General features: G+C 31.9%; 23 protein-coding genes. 19 read left to right on the top strand and 4 right to left on the bottom strand.

The genetic code is table 11. The annotated features are described in order from the left end of the window. The 19 genes from ABIK75_01805 to ABIK75_01715 all read left to right on the top strand — a co-directional run. Positions 1–504, top strand: a 504-nt coding sequence (locus ABIK75_01805) for a hypothetical protein (protein ID MEO0089832.1), incomplete at its 5' end; no start/stop codon positions are given. 32 nt (positions 505–536) lie between these two features. Continuing rightward, entirely contained in the window at positions 537–1,574 is a 1,038-nt protein-coding gene (locus tag ABIK75_01800) for a 4Fe-4S dicluster domain-containing protein (protein MEO0089831.1), read from the top strand. Next, the gene (locus ABIK75_01795) at positions 1,571–2,386 is read left to right on the top strand and encodes an FAD/NAD(P)-binding protein (protein ID MEO0089830.1); all 816 of its coding nucleotides are present in this window, start codon (positions 1,571–1,573) and stop codon (positions 2,384–2,386) included. The genes ABIK75_01800 and ABIK75_01795 overlap by 4 nt, the downstream gene beginning before the upstream one ends. A 1-nt stretch (position 2,387) precedes the next feature. Then, the gene (locus ABIK75_01790) at positions 2,388–3,902 is read left to right on the top strand and encodes a hypothetical protein (protein MEO0089829.1); all 1,515 of its coding nucleotides are present in this window, start codon (positions 2,388–2,390) and stop codon (positions 3,900–3,902) included. Then, positions 3,899–4,372 (top strand): 4Fe-4S dicluster domain-containing protein, encoded by a 474-nt coding sequence (locus ABIK75_01785; GenBank protein ID MEO0089828.1) that lies wholly within the window; start codon positions 3,899–3,901, stop codon positions 4,370–4,372. The genes ABIK75_01790 and ABIK75_01785 overlap by 4 nt, the downstream gene beginning before the upstream one ends. Beyond that, complete coding sequence (locus ABIK75_01780; GenBank protein MEO0089827.1) at positions 4,369–5,286, top strand: complex I subunit 1 family protein; 918 nt, start codon at positions 4,369–4,371, stop codon at positions 5,284–5,286. The genes ABIK75_01785 and ABIK75_01780 overlap by 4 nt, the downstream gene beginning before the upstream one ends. After that, positions 5,283–5,696 carry an NADH-quinone oxidoreductase subunit B family protein gene (locus tag ABIK75_01775; GenBank protein MEO0089826.1) on the top strand — a complete coding sequence of 138 codons (414 nt, stop codon included), beginning with the start codon at positions 5,283–5,285 and terminating at the stop codon, positions 5,694–5,696. Before ABIK75_01780 ends, ABIK75_01775 begins: the two co-directional genes overlap by 4 nt. Further along, positions 5,693–6,124, top strand: coding sequence for an NADH-quinone oxidoreductase subunit C (locus ABIK75_01770; protein MEO0089825.1), 432 nt, complete (start codon positions 5,693–5,695; stop codon positions 6,122–6,124). Before ABIK75_01775 ends, ABIK75_01770 begins: the two co-directional genes overlap by 4 nt. Beyond that, the gene (locus ABIK75_01765; protein MEO0089824.1) at positions 6,121–7,299 is read left to right on the top strand and encodes a nickel-dependent hydrogenase large subunit; all 1,179 of its coding nucleotides are present in this window, start codon (positions 6,121–6,123) and stop codon (positions 7,297–7,299) included. The genes ABIK75_01770 and ABIK75_01765 overlap by 4 nt, the downstream gene beginning before the upstream one ends. Then, positions 7,296–8,414 carry a complex I subunit 5 family protein gene (locus ABIK75_01760; GenBank protein MEO0089823.1) on the top strand — a complete coding sequence of 373 codons (1,119 nt, stop codon included), beginning with the start codon at positions 7,296–7,298 and terminating at the stop codon, positions 8,412–8,414. The genes ABIK75_01765 and ABIK75_01760 overlap by 4 nt, the downstream gene beginning before the upstream one ends. Further along, positions 8,411–10,294, top strand: coding sequence for a proton-conducting transporter membrane subunit (locus ABIK75_01755; GenBank protein MEO0089822.1), 1,884 nt, complete (start codon positions 8,411–8,413; stop codon positions 10,292–10,294). Before ABIK75_01760 ends, ABIK75_01755 begins: the two co-directional genes overlap by 4 nt. Next, positions 10,291–10,824: a hydrogen gas-evolving membrane-bound hydrogenase subunit E gene (gene mbhE, locus ABIK75_01750; protein MEO0089821.1), complete on the top strand. Its 534-nt coding sequence runs from the start codon at positions 10,291–10,293 to the stop codon at positions 10,822–10,824. Before ABIK75_01755 ends, mbhE begins: the two co-directional genes overlap by 4 nt. Positions 10,825–10,829: 5 nt before the next feature. Then, positions 10,830–11,255: an MnhB domain-containing protein gene (locus ABIK75_01745; GenBank protein MEO0089820.1), complete on the top strand. Its 426-nt coding sequence runs from the start codon at positions 10,830–10,832 to the stop codon at positions 11,253–11,255. 2 nt (positions 11,256–11,257) lie between these two features. Then, entirely contained in the window at positions 11,258–11,596 is a 339-nt protein-coding gene (locus ABIK75_01740; protein MEO0089819.1) for a sodium:proton antiporter, read from the top strand. Next, entirely contained in the window at positions 11,593–13,092 is a 1,500-nt protein-coding gene (locus ABIK75_01735) for a proton-conducting transporter membrane subunit (protein MEO0089818.1), read from the top strand. The genes ABIK75_01740 and ABIK75_01735 overlap by 4 nt, the downstream gene beginning before the upstream one ends. Continuing rightward, positions 13,092–13,577 (top strand): Na+/H+ antiporter subunit E, encoded by a 486-nt coding sequence (locus ABIK75_01730; GenBank protein MEO0089817.1) that lies wholly within the window; start codon positions 13,092–13,094, stop codon positions 13,575–13,577. Before ABIK75_01735 ends, ABIK75_01730 begins: the two co-directional genes overlap by 1 nt. A 2-nt stretch (positions 13,578–13,579) precedes the next feature. Further along, positions 13,580–13,834, top strand: coding sequence for a monovalent cation/H+ antiporter complex subunit F (locus ABIK75_01725; GenBank protein ID MEO0089816.1), 255 nt, complete (start codon positions 13,580–13,582; stop codon positions 13,832–13,834). Positions 13,835–13,846: 12 nt separating this feature from the next. Then, positions 13,847–14,212, top strand: a complete 366-nt coding sequence (gene mnhG, locus ABIK75_01720) for a monovalent cation/H(+) antiporter subunit G (GenBank protein ID MEO0089815.1) — start codon at positions 13,847–13,849, stop codon at positions 14,210–14,212. Beyond that, positions 14,199–14,807 (top strand): 4Fe-4S binding protein, encoded by a 609-nt coding sequence (locus ABIK75_01715; protein MEO0089814.1) that lies wholly within the window; start codon positions 14,199–14,201, stop codon positions 14,805–14,807. Before mnhG ends, ABIK75_01715 begins: the two co-directional genes overlap by 14 nt. On the opposite strand, the gene ABIK75_01710 is transcribed toward ABIK75_01715, so the two are convergent. Genes ABIK75_01710 through ABIK75_01695 form a run of 4 tightly spaced genes read right to left on the bottom strand, consistent with a single transcriptional unit; the run spans position 14,804 to position 18,739 of the window. Continuing rightward, entirely contained in the window at positions 14,804–16,093 is a 1,290-nt protein-coding gene (locus ABIK75_01710; GenBank protein ID MEO0089813.1) for a Ni/Fe hydrogenase subunit alpha, read from the bottom strand. The two genes, ABIK75_01715 and ABIK75_01710, sit on opposite strands and share 4 nt — an antisense overlap. Further along, a complete protein-coding gene (locus ABIK75_01705; GenBank protein ID MEO0089812.1) occupies positions 16,090–16,866 on the bottom strand; it encodes a sulfhydrogenase 1 subunit delta in 777 nt (258 codons plus the stop codon). Before ABIK75_01705 ends, ABIK75_01710 begins: the two co-directional genes overlap by 4 nt. Positions 16,867–16,877: 11 nt before the next feature. After that, a complete protein-coding gene (locus ABIK75_01700) occupies positions 16,878–17,714 on the bottom strand; it encodes an FAD/NAD(P)-binding protein (protein ID MEO0089811.1) in 837 nt (278 codons plus the stop codon). After that, the gene (locus ABIK75_01695) at positions 17,711–18,739 is read right to left on the bottom strand and encodes a 4Fe-4S dicluster domain-containing protein (GenBank protein MEO0089810.1); all 1,029 of its coding nucleotides are present in this window, start codon (positions 18,737–18,739) and stop codon (positions 17,711–17,713) included. The genes ABIK75_01700 and ABIK75_01695 overlap by 4 nt, the downstream gene beginning before the upstream one ends. Between the last annotated feature and the right edge of the window lie 549 nt (positions 18,740–19,288).

Below are 19,288 nucleotides of genomic sequence, written 5' to 3'. Positions count from 1 at the left end.
ATAAATAGAATAATAAAAGAGATTAGTAATAAATTATCAATCAATCCTAATAATATCTTTAATAATATCTTTAGCAATATCTTTAAAAATATCTTAGGTAGTAACGGAAGGCAGAACGGAAGTGAGAGCGGAAGGGAGGTTGGAAAGGGAGTGGAAAGTTTAAATAAAAAGGTAGAAGAGGTTAAGAAAGAGGAGAATAATAGTGAGAATACCCAAAAGATGCCTAATAAATGTGAAAATAGATTCCCAAATTCGGGTCTTTGTAGGATAGGAGATAGCAAAGAGTTCAAAGAGATTTGTAAAACTTTTGGTGGGACTTCTGATAGCAATAATGGTTCAGATATTAAAAAGAAGGGTTTAACTTTTGATGAGTATCAAGATGAGAAGTGGTGGCGTATAAGGAAGCATTTAAAGGCGATGAGGGAAGTTGGCATTCCGATAGCAAAAGACCTAATTGATAAGTATCGCCTTAATGAGGTTTTAGAAGGTGAAGATAATGTTTGACATAAAAATTTTTTTTAGTATAATTTATGTTTATGATTTTTGTTTTAGATGAAATATCTTTCAGAAATCTTTTACATCAGTGGTTAAATAGTTATAAGATTTTTGTTCCGGAAATTTTTGATGGTCAAAAAGTTCCCAATATAGCAATTTTAAATAAGGAAAAACTGGAAAGGTTTTCTCTTTCGGTTTTTGAAAATATCCGTGTGAGGGAACCTTTAAAGGCAATTTTTTCGCTTCCAAAAGAAAAGGTAGCAAGTTTTGGTAATGGTGAAGATTTGGAAGAGAGAGAAAAGGTTTTATTAGTTGGTGCCAAGGTGTGCGATTTAAGACCTTTGGCGGTTTTGAAAAAGATGTATCTAAAAGAGGATTTTGTTTTCGAGGAATTTAAAGAAAGATTAGAGAATACTTTGATTATTTCGGCTGATTGTCCTTATCCGCAAGATACCTGTTTTTGTAATTTGGTTGGTTTGAAGCCTTATTGCGAGAAAGATATTGATGGAGTTTTGCCTGATTTAAATCTTTCTTTTGTTGATAATAAAATTTTGGTAGAGGTATTTACCGAAAGGGGAGAGGAATTGTTGAAAGATAAGATTGGCGTAAGAAAAGAAGAAGCAGATAAAGAGATTTTGGAAAGAAGAAGGGAGATAAGAGATAATGCCTATTTTACCTTAAAAAAGATAAATGAAAAGGAATTAAAAGAGGATATCAAAAAGAAGGTATTAGAAGGTGAAAAGGATTTTTGGGATAAAAATTTAGAAAGTTGTGTGGAATGTTTTGGTTGTCTTTATGTCTGTCCTACCTGTTTCTGTTTTCTTTTGAGTGATTATAAGGTAGAAGAGCATTATGAAAGGATAAAGGTTTGGGATACCTGTTATCATCCAATGTATGCTCGGGTTGCTGGTGGTTTAAATCCACGGGCAGAGTTTTATAAAAGGGGAAGGAACCGTTTCCATTGTAAATTTAGTAATTTCTATTCTGATTATAATTTCTATGCCTGTTCCGGATGTGGTCGGTGTTTTTCGGTCTGTATGGGAAAGATTGATATTAGAAAGATTTTATTAAGTTTATGAGTAGGTTATTTAAGCCAATCAAGGCAAAGATATTAGATATTATTGACGAGACACCAACAATTAGAACTTTTGTCTTAAAACCCGAAGAGGAATTTAATTTTTTGGCAGGTCAATTTGCTGCTTTGACCTGTTTTGGGATTGGTGAAGGATTTTTTACTCCCTCTTCATCTCCTTATGATAAAGAGAAGATAGAATTTACGATTATGAGGGTTGGCAGGGTAACAAATGGTTTATTTAATCTTAAAAGGGGAGATTATGTTGGTTTAAGAGGTCCTTTTGGTAAGCCTTATCCTTTGGAGAAGTTTGAGGGAAGAGAGGTATTTATTGTTGGTGGTGGAGTTGGGATGGCACCTTTGAGAAGTTTATTCTTCGCATTATTACACGATTTATCTAAATATAAAAAGGTTTATATAAGATATGGTGCCCGAACACCAAGGGATTTGGTCTATAAGAATTCATTATTTGAATGGCAGAAGATTGAGAATGTGGATATTGAATTGACCGTTGATGTTGGTGATGAGACTTGGAAGGGGAAAGTTGGTGTTGTTACTATTTTGTTAGATGAGATTCCTTGTGATGTGAATACCGCTTGTGCGGTTGTTTGTGGACCACCATTGATGATGAAATTTACCTTACAAAAATTATTGGAAAAGAACTTTAAAGAAGAGAATATTTACTTATCAATGGAAAAGAATATGTCTTGTGCGGTTGGGATGTGCGGCCATTGTCGGATGGGAAGATATTTTGTTTGTAAAGATGGTCCGGTATTAACTTGGCAAGAGATAAAAGATATTGAAGACCCCTTTATCTGATATGGTAAAAATAAATTGTCCTTTCTGTTTTTTGAATTGCCCCTTAACAATCAAGAAAGAGAAATTTAAGTTTGCTATTCATTATGAAGGACCCCTTTGTGCCCGAGGTAATACCATTCCAATTTTGTTAGATAGTCCAAAGAGGTTATCCCTTCCCCTTTTTATAAATAATGGTAAGAAAGAAGAGAAAAACTTTAAAGATGTCCTCAAAGAACTTGTAAAAGATTTAAAGACCTATAAGAAAGAAGAAGTAGCAATTGGTTTAGATGCCTATTTAAAAGAGGAAGATAAGAAAAAGATATATAGTTTCTTTAAATCCTTTGGGATTGAAAATATCTTTTCCAGTTATTTAGAGCCTGATATCTTCTTTTCCTTTAAAGCAAATGGTGTAAAAGAAGGTGATTTAGAAAAGATTGACAAGGCAGATTTCATTTTAATGATTGGCGATCTCTTTGGTAGTTTTCCCATTGTCGCAAGAAGGATTTTAAAAAGGAAGTATGAAGATAAGAATGTTTTATTATACGGAATAGATGTATTTAGAAATCGGGCAGCCGGTTTTACTAATCAATTTTTAGTTCCAAAAATCGGTACTGAGTTATTGGTATTATTTTTGATTTTAGAAAAAGCCCAGATAATAAAAACAAAAGGTTTTAAAATAGAAGAGATAGAAAAACTTTCCGGTATAAATCCCTTTTTAATTGAATTGTATTCCGAAAAGATTTTGGCATCTAAAAATGGTGTGGTAATAATCTCTTTGGAAAGTGGTAAAAGTTTTGAGCCCATCTTATACTCCTTATTGGCACAACTTCTTTGTAATAAAAAAACCAACTTATATTTTATTGGCTTAAAGAATTTCAACCATCTTCCTTTGGCTATTAGTTTTGGCGAGATTTTAGAAAAAATAGAAAAAGGAGAGATAAGAGTTTTGATAAACTTTGGTAGTATCTTATCCTTCTTTTATCCCCAAGTTTATGAAAAACTTAAAAATTGTGAGAAGATATATTTAACAAGTTTCTATCAGATGCCTTTGGATACTCTTTCTTCTATCTATCTTTTACCCCAAAGTTTGCCAATAGAAGATAAAAATTTAATTCCTCCTTATTCGGGAAGTCGGACTATTTCGGAAATCTTAGAAGAGATTAATTCTCATTTAAAGATAGATATTCAGGATTTTGATTACTTAAAAGAGAAAGTTTATAAAGAGAAGGATATTTTAGAAAGGTTTAATAATTATCTAAGTTTTTACAAAGAGAATAAAGAGAGAATAGAAAATAATTTGGTAGTAGTTGGTAAAAGGGAGCCCTTTTATTTCTTAGAGCTCTTTGAGAAGGATAATTATTTATATTTGAAAAGGGAAAGAGAAACAAAAATTTCTTTGCCGATAAAGATTAAAGAGGAACTTCCGGAGAATCTGGCAATTTTAGAATTGGAAGATTTAACAAGTAGAAGGTATTTTCCGATTTCTCTTGACGAGAAAGAAAAATTTATTATAATTAATCCTTTAATATTAGAATGAGTGAAAGGAGATATCTCTTTTTAGATTTAGATTTGTGTATTGGTTGTCGGTCTTGTGAATCGGCTTGTCGTAGTTATTTTGAGAATGAAAGAAGGATAACAATTAATGAGATTAAACCAACGGTTATCTTATCGCATGCTTGTAAGCATTGTGAAGAGCCTTTGTGTGCTGCTGCCTGTCCTTTTGATGTGATTAAAAGGGACAAAGAGAGAAATATTATCTTTCAGGCAAGTTTTCATTGTGTTGGTTGTAAAAGTTGTGCTTTGGCCTGTCCTTTTGGTGTGATTGAAAATAGTTTACTTAACCATGTAACCCAAAAATGTAATCTCTGCTATCAAAATGAGCAAGGTCCAAGATGTGCCAATTCTTGTGCGACTGGTGCTTTGAGATTTATCACCGAAAAGGAAGTGGAAAAAGTTAAGGTTGGTGTAAGATATATATCCCGTTCACCTTATTGGCGAAGGGTATGAATGTATTAACTCTATTATTTAATTTCCTAATTTTCCCTGGTTTTCTTTTCTTAACAGTTATTGGAATGTTTTTAACCTTTCTTGATAGAAAGATAACCGCAAGGATCCAGTGGCGGGTTGGTCCACCTTGGTATCAACCTTATGCTGATTTTCTTAAACTATTATTAAAAGAAGTAATTATTCCAGTTAATAGTAGTAAATTAACCTTTCTTTTTGCGCCAATTTTATCTTTTTTGAGTGCCTTGATTAGTGGCACAATGATTTACTATTTTCTTTTATATCCTCAGAAATCTTTTTTAGGTGATATAATTGTTATTTTATATTTTCTAACTATGGTGCCTGTTGGTTTTATTTTAGGTGCTTCTTCTTCGCGTAATCCGTTAAGTGCTTGTGGTGCCAGTAGGGAAATGACATTGTTAATTAGTTATGAACTTCCTTTTATTTTTGCCTTACTTATTCCGATAATAAAAGCAGGTGGCAAGATTAAAATGGGAGAAATAATTTTGGCACAAACGAATTTACCTTTTCTTTATTCTTTATCAGGAATAATCAGTGCCTTAACCTTACTTTTTATCTTTCAAGCAAAATTGGGCTATGTGCCTTTTGATATTGCCGAAGCAGAACAAGAGATAATGGCGGGAACAATTTTAGAATATTCAGGAGTTTGTTTGGCGCTTTTTAAATTGGCAAGAGCGATATTACTTTTATCTTTACCTGCTTTATTAATATCATTATTATGGCCAGCAAGAAATATTTTTACATTTATTATCAAATTCCTAATTATTTTCTTATTAATCGTTTTAATGAAAAATACTAATCCGAGGTTAAGGATTGACCAGGCATTGAAATTTTTCTGGTTTATATTAGGACCTTTTTCAATTTTAGGAATTATTTTAGTATTGAGTGGCTTATGAGTATTAAGTTAAAGGCATTAAAGAAATCTCCTTGGGTTTTCCATGTAGCGGCAGCCTCTTGTAATAATTGTGATATTGAAATTTTGGCTGCCTTAACTCCCCGTTTTGATGTTGAGAGATTTGGTATTTTATTGGTTGGCTCACCAAGACATGCGGATGCTTTGTTGGTTACCGGAGTTATCAATCGAAAGACTTTACCGAGGGTTTTAGAAGTTTATAATCAGACACCAAAACCTTGTTTAGTGATTGCGGTCGGCACCTGTGCCTGTGATTGTCATATGTTTAAAGACTCTTATAATGTTGTTGGACCTTATGATAAACATATACCAGTGGATGTTTATATTCCTGGTTGTCCTCCAAAACCAGAAGCGATAATTGCTGGTGTGGTTAAGGCATTAAGTAAATTATGAGTGAATTGTTAACAGAGATAAAAAATAGATTTCCCGAAATAGAAGTTTACGAACATAACAAAAGAAGATTATATCTAAAAATAAGTAAAGAAAAGATTAGAGAGATTGCTTATTTTTTACATAAAGAGAAAGGTTTAAGGTTATCTATTATGACCGGTGTTGATACGAGAGATGGTATAGAAATCCTTTACCATTTTTCCGAAGATAAAACCGGCACATATTACACGGTAAAAATTATTACTGATCGAGATAATCCAGAAGTTGATACAATTTCTGATATAACAAAGGCAAGCGAGTGGATTGAAAGGGAGATTTGGGAACTTCTGGGAGTTAATTTTATTGGTCATAAAAACTTAAAACCATTACTAACAAGTGAAGATTGGCCAAGAGATAAACATCCTTTAAGGAGAGATTACGAAGGGATATGAGAAGAGTTATTCCAATTGGTCCTTATCATCCTTTACAAGAAGAGCCAGAATTCTTTAAATTAATTGTTGAAGGAGAAAAGGTGGTAGAGGTAGAGATAAATATTGGTTATAATCATCGGGGACACGAATTTTTATCACCAAAAATGACTTATGAGCAAATTGCCTATTTAGTAGAAAGGATATGTGGTATCTGTTCCAATTCCCATCCTTTGGCTTTTGTTCAGGCGGTAGAGGATGCGGCAAAAATCCAGGTACCAGAAAGGGCATTATATATAAGGACAATAAATCACGAATTAGAAAGAATCCATTCTCATTTTCTCTGGCTGGGACTGGCTGGTCATTTTATTGGTTATAATACCGTTTGGATGTGGGCATGGAAATATCGGGAACCAATATTAGACATTTTTGAAATGGTTACGGGAAATAGAAACCATTATGCGATGAATAAAGTTGGTGGTGTCAGATGGGATATAAAAGATGAACAGATACCAGTGATTGAGAATATCCTATTAGAAGTAGAAAAGGCAACTTGGATGTTTACCAAGGCAATATTAGATGATCCGGTAATTTTAGCAAGATTAAAGGATGTTGGGATTTTACCAAAAGAGGTGGCAATTGATTATGGTGTTGTTGGTCCGACCGCGCGGGCAAGTGGTTTAAAAATAGATGTGAGAAAAGATGATCCACACGCGGCATATGATAGAATTGAATGGGATGTGATTACCTTTGAAGAGGGAGATGTATTAGCAAAAGCAAAAGTAAGATTGTTAGAATGTTTAGAATCAATAAAGATAATTAGACAATGTTTAAAAAAGATGCCTAAAGGAGAGATTGAGACGAAAGTTGATGAGATTCCAATGGGCGAAGGAATTGGCAGGGCAGAGGCACCAAGAGGAGAAGTTTTTCACTATGTAAGGACAAGCGGAATGAACCATCCGATTAGACATAAAATAAGGGCGCCAAGTTATATGAATATTGCTTCTAATGCTTATGCCTGTGTTGGTTATTCAATTGCTGATGCGGCATTAACCTTGGCCGCTGTTGACCCTTGCTATTGTTGTACCGAAAGGATTGCGGTGTATGCTGATAAAAAAAAGATTATGGATTATGAAGATATCTTAAAATTATCTTGGGAATTGACCGAAAAATTAAAAAGGAAATATAATAAAATATGATTTTAGATAAAAATTTTGTAAATCAATACTTATTATTTACCTTTCTCCTTCCCTTCTTGGCAACCTTAATTTATTCTTTTAAAGATAAATTAGTGAGGAATTTTGAATTCTATCTCTTTTTAATTCTGCTTATTATTGCCAGTTATTTTATCATTATCTCTAACAATCTCTTATTAATCTATATCTTCTTTGAAATATCCACGTTAGCAACTTGGCGATTGGTATTAATAAGAAGAGAGAATATTAAGGCAGGTAATTACCTTTTATACTTTAATTTTGCTGGTGCGATATTGATGTTAATCGGAATTTTATTGATTTTAACAGAGAATAATATTGAGAGAATTTCCTTTGAGGCTTTTAATTTAGAAAATATTTACAATATTTCTTTAACTTCAGGTATTTTACTCTCCTGTGGTATCTTTACGAAATCAGCGATTGTTCCTTTTTATAATTGGCTACCTCCGGTTTACGAAGTTTCGCCAATACCAGTGATTGCCCTTCTTTGCGGAATTGCTGAAAATTTAGGTTTAATTATCTTTTACAAAATATTTACTTCTTTTTGGTTGGAAGTGGAAAGTAGTTTCTATTATTTTGTTATTATTTTAGCAATTCTTACTTCAATAATTGCTGGTGGAATTGCCTATTTTGAGAAGGAGATAAAAAGGATTTTGGCATATTCCACAATCAGCCAACTTTCTTTTATTTTATTAGGTTTCGCTTTAAAAAATGAATACGGAATAATTGGTGGTTTAATTTTAATCCTTTCCCATGCCTTAGCCAAGCCTGGATTATTTTATAAAATGGAAGCAAAAGAAGATAACGGAACTAATTTTGGATTAGCACTCTTATCGTTATCTTTAATGGGAATTCCACCTCTTTTAGGTTTTGTTGGCAAACTACTGATTATTATTGGTAGTTTAAAAATAAATATCTTTTTAGGAATTTTAGCAATAATTAGTTCCCTTTTCACTTTACTTTATACCTTAAAATTTTATCCGCTATTAAAAAAAGAGAAAGGAGAAAATATTATCGCTAATTCCATTGTTTATATTTTTGGACTTTTATTATTAATATTTGGAATTATATTTTTAGTTTACTTTTTTAAAATATTATGAGCAGTTTTGAACTTTTAATTGTTTTACCGATAATTTTTGGATTTTTAGGTTATTTAATTAATTTTTTAAGAAATGAGTTTTATTTCTTAGGAGCCTTCTTAAACTTTTATTACGCAATAAGAATTTTCCTTATGTCAAGAAAAATAGAAATAACAAGAAAGATTTTTGATGTATTAAATTTTAGTATTGATAAATTAAGTGGTTTTATTATTTTATTTATTTCCCTTTTTACCCTTTTGATTTTAATTTATTCTATCCGTTATTTAAAATACTATGAAAAGAAAAAAGAATACTTTTATTATCTGCTTTTAATCGGCGCAATTGGTTGCGGAATTGCTTTGGCAGGAGATATTTTAACCCTAATAATCTTTTGGGGAATCTTGCTTTCTTTAATCTTTGGCTTTTTCCAACTTACTACTAAAAATAACGGTGAATCTGCTTTTATAAAGAGTATCTTTATTTTAGGATTGAGTGATTTTCTATTAATCCTTGGGCTTGCCTTATTATTCATTTCCTACGGCAATATTTCTTTAAATTGGCGATTATCTTTAAATAATACTATAAATATCCTTGCTTTTATTCTAATTACAATCGGTTGCTTTGCGAAGGCAGGTGCTATTCCGCTCCACTCTTGGATACCAGATATTAGCAAAGTTATGCCAGCATCAACAATGGCATTTATTCCAGCGTCCTTAGATAAACTTTTGGGAATTTATCTTCTTTTAAGAGCAAGTTATTATCTTTTTGATTTGAATACCAATTTTATATTGAAAAATTATTTAATGATAATTGGCTCAATAACAATTTTAGCAGCAGTATTAATGGCGCTAATCCAAAAAGAGGCGATGAGGTTACTTTCGTTCCATGCTGTATCCCAAGTTGGTTATATGGTTTTAGGAATTGGTACTGGAATTCCTATTGGTATTGCTGGCGGTCTTTTCCATATGCTTAATAATGTGATTTATAAAACTGCTCTCTTTTTAACTACTGGTCAAGTGGAGTTCTGGACTAAAGAAACAAAAATTGAAAAGTTAGGTGGTTTAGCAACTAATATGCCAATAACCTTTACCTCCTTTTTGATTTCTGCTTTAGCAATTTCGGGAATTCCGCCATTAAACGGCTTTTTCTCAAAATGGATGGTTTATCAAGGAGTTATTTATTTATATAAAGAAGGAAATTATCTATTTCCTTTATATCTCTTGGCAGCAATGCTTGGTAGTATCCTTACTTTGGCTTCCTTTTTAAAGTTAACCCATTCTATCTTTCTTGGTGAAAGACCAAAAGAATATGAAAGGATAAAAGAGGTTAATTTTTCATTATGGTTTCCTTCAACTTTATTGGCATTTTTATGTGTTTTATTTGGTATATTAGCAATTCCTTTGCCTTTAAAGGGACTTATTTATCCTTCTTTACCATTTAAAATTGAAGAATTTGGATTTTGGCAACCATTATTGGCATTTATCTTAATTATCTTGGGAACTATTATTGGATTTATTATTTATTTATTGAGAACGATAAAGAAAGTCGAAAGAAAGGAAATTTTTGTTGGTGGTGAAATGTTAAAAGAGGAAGAGAGACATTTTTCTGGCGACCAATTCTATTCACCAATCAAAGAAGCACCACTATTAAGTAAAGGATATGAATTTGGCGAAGAAGGTAGTTTTGATTTTTACAATTATTTTAAGGCAATTTTTGGTGTTTTATCTTTATTGTTTAAAAAAGTGATTGATTACATTTTAGAATTAATCTATCAGGTAATTGCTTATCTTTCAGAAATTTTTGGTGGTTTATTAAGAAAAATTCAATCAGGAATTCTGAGTGATTATTTAGTTGTAATATTTATCGGAATTATTATAATTTTATTAATTTTAGTTTTATGATTGAACTTTATATTTTATTAATAGTGGCTATTGGTGCTGGAATTGTTGCGGTAGAGATTAAAGATTTACTTGCTTCAGCAATCTCTTTAGGAATTGTTGGTTTTTCAGTAGCGATTATGTTTATTTTAACCCAGGCACCTGATTTGGCAATTGTCCAAATAGTTGTTGAAGTTTTAACAGTAGTTATCTTTGTTGGAGTGATATTAAAAACTACCCATATTGATACAACCTTAGAAGAGAGAATGAAAGTAAGAGATTATTTAACAAAAGGAGTTTTTGTCCTTTTTGGAATATTCTTTTTAATTCTTTCTATTTTGGCGTTAAAAGAATTACCTCAATTTGGAATGCCAATTATGAAAATTGCTTCCCATTATTTAGCGAAAGGATTTGAAGAGATAAGGGCAGCCAATCAAGTGGCAGCAGTTATTTTAGATTTTCGGGGATATGATACTTTAGGAGAAGCAACTGTTCTTTTTACTTCGGTAATTGGAGTATTAACAATTTTAAGAAAGATAGGGAAAATAAAATGAGGGGAATGACAATTATTGTAAAAACAATAACGAAACTTTTGGTAGGTTTAATCTTTCTTTATGGGATATATATTATTTTTCACGGTCATCTAACTCCTGGCGGTGGTTTTGCTGGCGGAGTAATAATTTCTGCTTCCTTTATTCTTTTAATCCTCGCCTTCGGTAGTGAAGAGATAAAAGAAAGGATAAGTTATATTTATTCTTCAATTTTCGAAAGTATTGGTGGACTTTTGTTTGTTCTTATTGCTTTATTTGGTCTTATTTTAGGTTCTCAATTTTTCTATAATTTTTTACCAAAAGGAAAAGTCTTTATGCTTTTTTCTTCGGGAATAATACCTTTATGTAATGTAGCGATTGGCATAAAAGTTGGGGCTGGACTTTTTGCTATCTTTTTAGCAATTGCTGCAACAAGATTTATAATGAAGGAGTAATTATGTTACCTTATTTAGGTTGTATAATTCTTTTTCTAATTGGTATTTATGCGATATTAACAAAAAGGAATTTGATTAAAATTGCTATTGGCTTTTGCTTATTGGAATATGCGGTAAATCTATTTTTTGCGTTTATTGGTTATAAAAAAGATGCCTTAGCACCAATTTATACTAATGCTCAACAAGCAAGGAATTTCGTTGATCCAATTCCTCAGGCTTTGGTTTTGACAGCAATCGTAATTGGTTTGGGTACTACTGCTTTGCTTTTATCCGTAGCAATAAGAATTTATGAAAAATATAAAACTTTTGATATTAAAGAAATAAAAAGGTTAAAAGAATGAATTATTTACCGTTATTTACTGCTTTACCTTTATTAGGTGCTTTTTTAATTCCCTTACTTTCTAAAATATGGGAAAGATTATCAGATATTATTGGAAATATTATTACTACATTACTATTGATTTTAAGTATTTATTCCCTTTTTCTATTGCCAATTTTCGGTAATATTTATGTCTATGAGATTGGTAAATGGCCGATAAAACCGATTCCCTTAGGAATTGTTTTCACTTTTGATAGTTTATCATTGTTAATGGTTTTGATAATCAATCTTTTGAGTTTTGCTTGCGCTATTTATTCGATTACTTATTTAGATAATTATACTGGTCGCTGGAAATTCTGGACATTATTCTTATTAATGGTTGCTGGTTTAAATGGTATCGCAATCACCGGTGACTTATTTAACCTTTTTGTCTTTATTGAAATTTCAGCAATTTCTTCCTATGCGTTAGTTGCTTTTGGTGTAGAAAAAGAAGACTTGGAAGCCAGTTTCAAATACCAGGTTATTGGTGAGATTGCGGGTTTAACTATTCTTTTAGCGATTGCCCTCATTTATTCAAAGACTTCCACATTAAATATGGCAGATATTGCTAATACTTTTATAAATGAAAATAAGGGAACTTTATTCTGGTTTATTATCTCCCTTCTAACCTTTGGATTTCTAATAAAATCTGCTCTCTTTCCTTTCCATTTTTGGCTACCAGATGCTCATTCTCAGGCACCGGCTCCAATTTCAGCAATGCTTTCTGGTGTGTTCATTAAGACCTTGGGTGTTTATGCTCTTTCCCGTTTAATCTTTAATGTATTTGGTTTAAATAGAAATAATGCTTCCCATTATTTTGATATTCTAATTATCCTCGGGATTTTATCGATTATAATTGCTGGTTTTATTGCCTTAAAACAAGAAAATTATAAAAGATTGTTAGCCTATTCTAGTGTAAGTCAAATAGGATATATATTTGTAGGATTGGGCATTGCCAACTTTTGGGGAATTACCGGTGCTTTATCTTTAATTTTCGCCCACGCTTTGGGTAAGGGTCTTTTATTTTTGACTGCTGGACCAGTAGAAAGAGAAATGGGTACTTTGGATATTAATGAACTTGCTTTTTTAAAAAAGAGAATGCCTTTTTCCGGAATAGTATATACTTTAGGTGCTCTTTCTTTGGCAGGAATTCCGCCTTTCTTAGGGTTCTTCCCAAAACTATTTTTAATTTTAGGAGCCATCAAAGAAAAAATGTTTTGGCTGGCAATTGTTTTAGGAATATTTTCATTATTAACTTTGGCTTATTTATTAAAAATTACCAATAAAGTTTTCACAAAAAGAGAGGGCGAAGAAGTGAAAGAGTCGGGTTTGATAGCGATAAGTTTTCTATTTTTGGTCTTTCTAATTCTTATTCTTGGTATTTTCTATTTTAATTATCTAGAACCAAATTTAATTAGTAAGGCAAGCGAGGCAATAATTAGAGGTATTGAATACGCAAGATTAGTTTTAATGAGATGATGAGAAAGGTTATCTTTTTTATTGTTGCTTTAATTTTATGGTTTTTACTTACTTTTAGTTTAAATTACGATGAAATTATTGTCGGTGTTGTGGTTTCTTTATTGAGCGGTATTATTTTTGGTGGTTATTTTATTGAAAAGCCAATAAAAATTTTCCAAGTCCACCGGTGGTTTTGGCTTTTAGTTTACATCCCCATCTTTGCTTATAAGTGTTTAGAAGCGAATTTAGATGTTGCTTTAAGAGTTTTGCATCCTGGTATGCCTTTAAAACCAGGGATTATAAAAATAAAAACATCTTTAAAAACGGATATTGCTAAAACTTTTTTAGCCAATTCTATTACTTTGACACCGGGAACAATGACTTGTGAAATAGATGGCGATACTCTTTATATCCATTGGATTTGGATAAAAGAAGAAGATGAGGAAAAGGCAAAGAAAATAATTGCCCAAACTTTTGAAAAATATTTAAAAAGGATTTTTGAGTAAATATGAGTATATTAATTACTATTTTATCATTGGCTGCCTTTTTTAGTCTTTATCGGGCATTAAGAGGACCGTCTATCTCTGACCGCGCAATTGCTGTTGATATTATGTCAATTCTTTTCTGTGGAATAACTGCTTTGATGGCTTTTCGTTATAATTTACCTTATTTATTAGACCTTTCAATTACCATTGCCATATTGGCTTTTGTTGGAACTTTGGCATTAGCAAAATATTTAGAGGGAAGAAATTTAGATGATTAAAAAGGAGAATTTATGTTCTTTTATTATTTAGGTTGGATATTTATTATTGTGGGCGTAATCTTTGATTTATTGGGTGCTTTGGGATTAGTGAAATTTCCTGATTTATATAATCGTATGCAAGCATCAACAAAATGCGTTACTATTGGTACTTGTGGTATAATGTTTGGTATCTTTTTTATTAGTGGTTTTACCCAAATGGGAATTAAAGCGTTGATTTGTGCCTTATTCATTCTTTTTACAATGCCGGTTGCTGCCCATGCTTTATCCCGTGGTTCACTACTTTTTGGAACAAAACTTTGGTACAAAAGTATTGTTGATAAATTTAGTGAAGATAAAAAAGGTTATTCTCAAATAAGCAAAGAAGATGAGACAACCTAAATTAAGAGAATTAAAAGAAGCCATCAAAGCAATTTTTAAGGGTCCTTATACAATAAAATTTCCTTATCGGCCAGCAAAAGTTTTTCCTAATTTTCGGGGAAAAATCGTTTTCAATGAAGAGAAATGTGTTGGGTGCGGTGCTTGTGCGGAAGTTTGTCCTTCTAAGGCAAGAGAGATAATTGACGATAAAGATAAAAAAATTAGAAAAGTTATTCATTATCAAGAAAAATGTATTTATTGTGGTCAATGTGTAAGATATTGTATTACGGGCGAAGGGATTAAACACACACCGGAATTTGATTTAGCCTCTTTAAAAAAAGATAATTATAAAAACGAAATAGAAAAAGAATTAATCCTTTGTGCTTCTTGTGGCGAAATAATTGCTCCCAAAGACCAAATAATTTGGGTTGCCAAAAAAGTTGGAACTTTAATTTCGGCTAACCCAACTTTATTTTTAACTTATTATAAAGAATTAGGTTTGGTTTACGAGCCAAAAATAGAAACTAAAGAATTTCCTTACCGGGCTTCCCATTTACAAATTCTTTGCCCTACCTGTCGAAGAAAAGTTTATCTGGAAGAAGTTTGGGGATATTAAGAAGTTCTTACAATATGACAAGAACAAGAAATACAGGGGTCATAGGCGCGAATAATTTTTTCTGATTCACTAATTAATTCTTCTTCTTTTACTCCAAATTTTTTAATTATATTACAAACACAAACTTTCAGATGCTGTTCAATAGAGGCATAATTTTGGGCTGTTGGAATAATTAAGTTTGCTTTCGCGCATTTTTTATTTTTAAATTCATAATAGTGGAAAAGTGTTCCCCGGGGTGCTTCAACGCTGCCGACCGCTTTCCCATTAAATTTTTGATAAGTTATTAATGTTTCTTTGAAGGGTGTTTTCTTTAAAAGTTCTTCCGCCGTCGAAATTACTTTTTCTAACGAAAAAATAATCTCAATTGCTTGGGCAAGATTGTTATATAACGGATTTCTTATCCAACTTAAACTATAACTCTTTTTAAAAGCTTCTGCCGAGGCATTGTGTAATCTTTCTCCTAATAAACTCATTCTTGCCAAAGCACCAACCATATAAGGACGATTTTGATAATAAGAATGTTTAGCGGAGGAATGGGGAACAATTCTTTCTTCAATTAAAGAATAAAATTTTTCAATTGGATATTCTTCTCCATTGGAGATCAATACTTCATCACCCCAGAAACCATATTCATCGGTTGGCGGTTTTAGACAAACAAAAAGCATGCTTTCTTCACAAAAAGTGGTATAATGAAGGTCACGAGTAACTTCCCAAGATTTTATTGCTTCCGGTAACAATTGCTCGGCTTCCTTTTTAATGTCCATTAGTTCTTCAGCGGTTAAATATCTGCCAAAACCCCCAATAATCATATTTTCACCATGCATCATTCTACCTAAAATTTTTTCCATTATGGAATTTCCAAATTTCTTAATTCTCAAACCAATTTGAACGAGATCCGGAAATTTTTCTGCCATACTAATAGCATCGGGAAATCCCAAGAAGTCAGGCAAGGCAAGAAAGAAAAGATGTAAGGCATGACTTTCTAACATTTCTCCATAATGAGCTAAATCTCGTAAAAGGATAATTTCGTTAGGAACTTTAATATTACCAATTTTTTCTAATGCCCGAATCGCTGAGTAACGATGGGAAACATTACAGATTGCGCAAATCCGACATACTATATTCAGTACTTCTTCTGGGGTTTTGTTAAGGACCAAGGTTTCAAAAAGCCTGGGACCTTCGGGAATTTCAAATTTGATGCTTTTAAATTTATTCTTGTAAATTTCAATATAAATATTTCCGTGTCCCTCAACACGGGTAACTAAATCTACTTTTATTTTCTTCATCTTTTATTTTTAAGTTGTTTTAAAATTTCTTTTGCTTTTGTTCCCCAAAATAGTCTCACTTTTTTTTCTAATTCCTTAAAAGGAATGTTATTTTCTTGAAAGATTTTTAACCAAGAAGAAAGGTTTAAATCTTCGTAAGGACCGAAACAGCCAACACAAGGTAGATTGTTAGTTGGACATCTTGCTGAGCAGCCGGCACGAGTTAAAGGACCTAAACAGGGAATCCTTTTTAAAAGGAGACAATTGTTTTCTCGCCATTTGCATTCTAAACAGACAGGATAATAAGGTAATTCTACCGGCAGATTTCTCAAAAGTCTTGTAAAGTTAAAAAGAAAAAGTTTAAAATCAATAGGGCAACCCGGAATAAAATAATCTACTTTTACATAATTTTCTAATGGTTTTGATTCCAAGGGTTTTAAAATAGCAAATTTATGAGGATAAACGGAGTTGAAACGGGTTAAAAAATCCTCTTGGTGAGAATACATTGATTGTAAACCACCAAAAGAAGCACAAGTCCCTAAGGCTACTAAAATTTTGCTTTTTTCTCTTATTTTTTTAAGTTCTTCTATTTGCTCTTCGCTGGTTATCGAACCTTCAACGAAGGCAATGTCTAAATTTGTTTTTTCATTTCGTTTGCTTGTTGCCAAACGAAAACTGACAATTTCTACCGAATTCCAAACTTTTAGAAGATAATCTTCATTGTGAACAATAGTTAATAAATCACCGGCACAGCCGGTAAATTCATAAAAACCAACTTTTAATTTCTTTTCCATATTCTTAAATTTTATATTAAATCTTTCATATGTAATACATCCCAATAAGTAAAAACTGGTCCGTCAACACAAGTATAAATGGAACCAATAACACAATGTCCACATTTTCCCATACCGCACCGCATCCTTCTCTCTAAGGTCATTAAAATTTGGTGTTTAGGGATTTCTAAACTTACTAATTTATCAATTACAAATCGATACATTATCGGCGGACCACACACTGCCGCATAGGTTTTTTGCGGATCAATATCTTTTAAATATTTGAAAAGTTCGGTTACCACCCCAATTTTCTCGGTCCAAGTTCCGGTATCATCTTTGTCTACTGTTAAAAGACATTCTAAATCTTCTCGTTCTTTTAATTCTAAAAATTCCCTTAAAAATAACATTTCCTTTGGTCGTCGGGCACCATAAAGAAAATAGATCTTTTTAAATAAATCACGGTTATCTAAAGCATACAAAAGTAAAGAACGCAAAGGCACTGCTCCTAAACCGCCAGCAACAATAATTAGATTATAACCATACATTTTTTCAATTGGAAATCCATTGCCATAAGGTCCCCGAATATGAATTATTTCATTCTCTTTTAATTTAAACAGTTGCTCTGTTAGAACACCAATTTTCCTAATACCAAATTCTAATAAACCAGGACGAGATGGTGAGGAGGAAATAGAAAAAGGGGCTTCCCCAGCTCCAAAAAGAGAGATCATCATAAATTGGCCAGGTTTGTAGTTTATAGTTAAGGCTTTTTCAATATCTATCGGCCTTACTTGGAAGAAACGTACATTTTCAATTAAATCATATCTTCTTACAATTCTCATTGGAATAGGTTGGTACAAATTTTCGTTCATTTTTTAGCTCCCTCTCCTTTTAAAATTTTTGTTATTTCAGTCACATTAATATTCACTGGACAATTAGCGATACAGCGACCACAACCCACACATGCTGGTTTGCCAAATTCGGTAATGAAGGCTTTTAATTTATGAGTGTACCAAAGTTTTACCCGATCTGCTCTTCTTTCACGAAAGTTAAAGCCACCAGCAACCAAGGCAAAAGTTTTTAACATACAACTATCCCAAAATCTTTCCCTTTTTCCAGGTTCATCTTCGATGCCTAAATAATCAGCAATATTAAAACACGTACAGGTAGGGCAGACCATACTACAAGTTCCACAAGAAAGACACTTTTCGCCAATTTCTTCCCAGATTTCTAAATCATAACTTAATTCCATAATATCCGGCATCGCAGTAAGGTCTAAATTAAGTTGGTATTGATTATCTCGCCACTTCCGCCATTCAATATAACGATTTAAATCCTGAGAGGTGATTTTTTCTTCAAATAGATCTAAACGACAACGTAATAAATCATCTCCTTCTGAAGAGCCAACCCAAACAAGATAGTAATCATCTAAGTCAGTAAATCCTAAATCAAAACCTTCTTCGACAAAGTGAGTATTCAAGGACCGAGCAAAGCACTTTTCGTCAGGAACACACGAAAGAGCAACGATCAATGTTGACTTCCTATGGATTAAATAATAATAATCAGGATATCTTTCTTTATACAATCGATCTAAAATTAAAAGAGCATGAATTTCGCAAGGATGGACACCAAAGATAATTCTTTTTTTAACATCCTTTAAGGCATTTTCGTATTTACCATCTTTGGTATAAAAGAAGGTATTAAATTTTGGTGGAATAAGAAATTTTTTTAAAGGTAAAATAGGTCTTAAGGCATTGAGATTTAATAGGGAATAATCACTAATTTTTTCATAGACATCAATATCTCCTTTCTTTATCGGTCCCCAAACTTCTCCAAAGTCTTCTAAACTTTTTAGATATTCCTTTAAATATTCCTTTTTTAATTTATAAGCCTTCATAACATAAAAATTATATCAATACTTAATACAAAAGTCAAATGAAAAAAGTAAATGTGTTAGCGCGTGTTTTACCAAGTTAATAAAAATTAAAAAAACTGGTAACCTAAAGGGGTATTTTTTCGTCTTATATATAGAAGGAAAAAAGGAGTAGTTGATGTTGAAAGTTTCGTTAGATAAGTTATTGAAAATAAACCTAAAAGGGAGGTGCTTAACGCGGTCTATTTTCTATATTTAATAACTAAATAATATATTTTCTAAAATTTACCTTAATAAAGCAGGAGGAGTTTGTTTTCTATTGGATAGGGGACTGTATAGGAGATATTATAGTATTTAGTCTTCATTATCGATAAAATGAGAGTTAAGAAAGATATATTAATTAATAATTAGAATTAAGAATTGAATAAACTCTCAATATTAGTTTCTAAAGATAAATAAGATAATTTCCTAAAAATTGATTTCAGTTTTATGAAGTATTTATATTCTATCTTGATTTTCTTACGTCAATATAAATTTCTTTCTTGCTTCCTAATCTCCTGTTTTAAACCTTAA

The organism is candidate division WOR-3 bacterium (genome assembly GCA_039801725.1).
Taxonomy (GTDB): Bacteria; Hydrothermota; Tepidihabitantia; order Tepidihabitantales; family DTDR01; genus DTDR01.
The sequence above is the reverse complement of the archived record's forward strand: the minus strand, read 5'-3'. Positions and strand labels throughout refer to the sequence as shown.

Coding starts and splice junctions, on each gene's coding strand:
- ABIK75_01770 (MEO0089825.1), top strand. CDS start 5,693: ATGAGTGAATTGTTAACAGAGATAAAAAATAGATTTCCCGAAATAGAA.
- ABIK75_01800 (MEO0089831.1), top strand. CDS start 537: ATGATTTTTGTTTTAGATGAAATATCTTTCAGAAATCTTTTACATCAG.
- ABIK75_01760 (MEO0089823.1), top strand. CDS start 7,296: ATGATTTTAGATAAAAATTTTGTAAATCAATACTTATTATTTACCTTT.
- ABIK75_01715 (MEO0089814.1), top strand. CDS start 14,199: ATGAGACAACCTAAATTAAGAGAATTAAAAGAAGCCATCAAAGCAATT.
- ABIK75_01730 (MEO0089817.1), top strand. CDS start 13,092: ATGAGAAAGGTTATCTTTTTTATTGTTGCTTTAATTTTATGGTTTTTA.
- ABIK75_01790 (MEO0089829.1), top strand. CDS start 2,388: ATGGTAAAAATAAATTGTCCTTTCTGTTTTTTGAATTGCCCCTTAACA.
- ABIK75_01780 (MEO0089827.1), top strand. CDS start 4,369: ATGAATGTATTAACTCTATTATTTAATTTCCTAATTTTCCCTGGTTTT.
- mbhE (MEO0089821.1), top strand. CDS start 10,291: ATGATTGAACTTTATATTTTATTAATAGTGGCTATTGGTGCTGGAATT.
- ABIK75_01755 (MEO0089822.1), top strand. CDS start 8,411: ATGAGCAGTTTTGAACTTTTAATTGTTTTACCGATAATTTTTGGATTT.
- ABIK75_01705 (MEO0089812.1), bottom strand. CDS start 16,866: ATGGAAAAGAAATTAAAAGTTGGTTTTTATGAATTTACCGGCTGTGCC.
- ABIK75_01745 (MEO0089820.1), top strand. CDS start 10,830: ATGACAATTATTGTAAAAACAATAACGAAACTTTTGGTAGGTTTAATC.
- ABIK75_01740 (MEO0089819.1), top strand. CDS start 11,258: ATGTTACCTTATTTAGGTTGTATAATTCTTTTTCTAATTGGTATTTAT.
- ABIK75_01725 (MEO0089816.1), top strand. CDS start 13,580: ATGAGTATATTAATTACTATTTTATCATTGGCTGCCTTTTTTAGTCTT.
- ABIK75_01695 (MEO0089810.1), bottom strand. CDS start 18,739: ATGAAGGCTTATAAATTAAAAAAGGAATATTTAAAGGAATATCTAAAA.
- ABIK75_01795 (MEO0089830.1), top strand. CDS start 1,571: ATGAGTAGGTTATTTAAGCCAATCAAGGCAAAGATATTAGATATTATT.
- ABIK75_01785 (MEO0089828.1), top strand. CDS start 3,899: ATGAGTGAAAGGAGATATCTCTTTTTAGATTTAGATTTGTGTATTGGT.
- ABIK75_01765 (MEO0089824.1), top strand. CDS start 6,121: ATGAGAAGAGTTATTCCAATTGGTCCTTATCATCCTTTACAAGAAGAG.
- ABIK75_01710 (MEO0089813.1), bottom strand. CDS start 16,093: ATGAAGAAAATAAAAGTAGATTTAGTTACCCGTGTTGAGGGACACGGA.
- mnhG (MEO0089815.1), top strand. CDS start 13,847: ATGTTCTTTTATTATTTAGGTTGGATATTTATTATTGTGGGCGTAATC.
- ABIK75_01735 (MEO0089818.1), top strand. CDS start 11,593: ATGAATTATTTACCGTTATTTACTGCTTTACCTTTATTAGGTGCTTTT.
- ABIK75_01775 (MEO0089826.1), top strand. CDS start 5,283: ATGAGTATTAAGTTAAAGGCATTAAAGAAATCTCCTTGGGTTTTCCAT.
- ABIK75_01700 (MEO0089811.1), bottom strand. CDS start 17,714: ATGAACGAAAATTTGTACCAACCTATTCCAATGAGAATTGTAAGAAGA.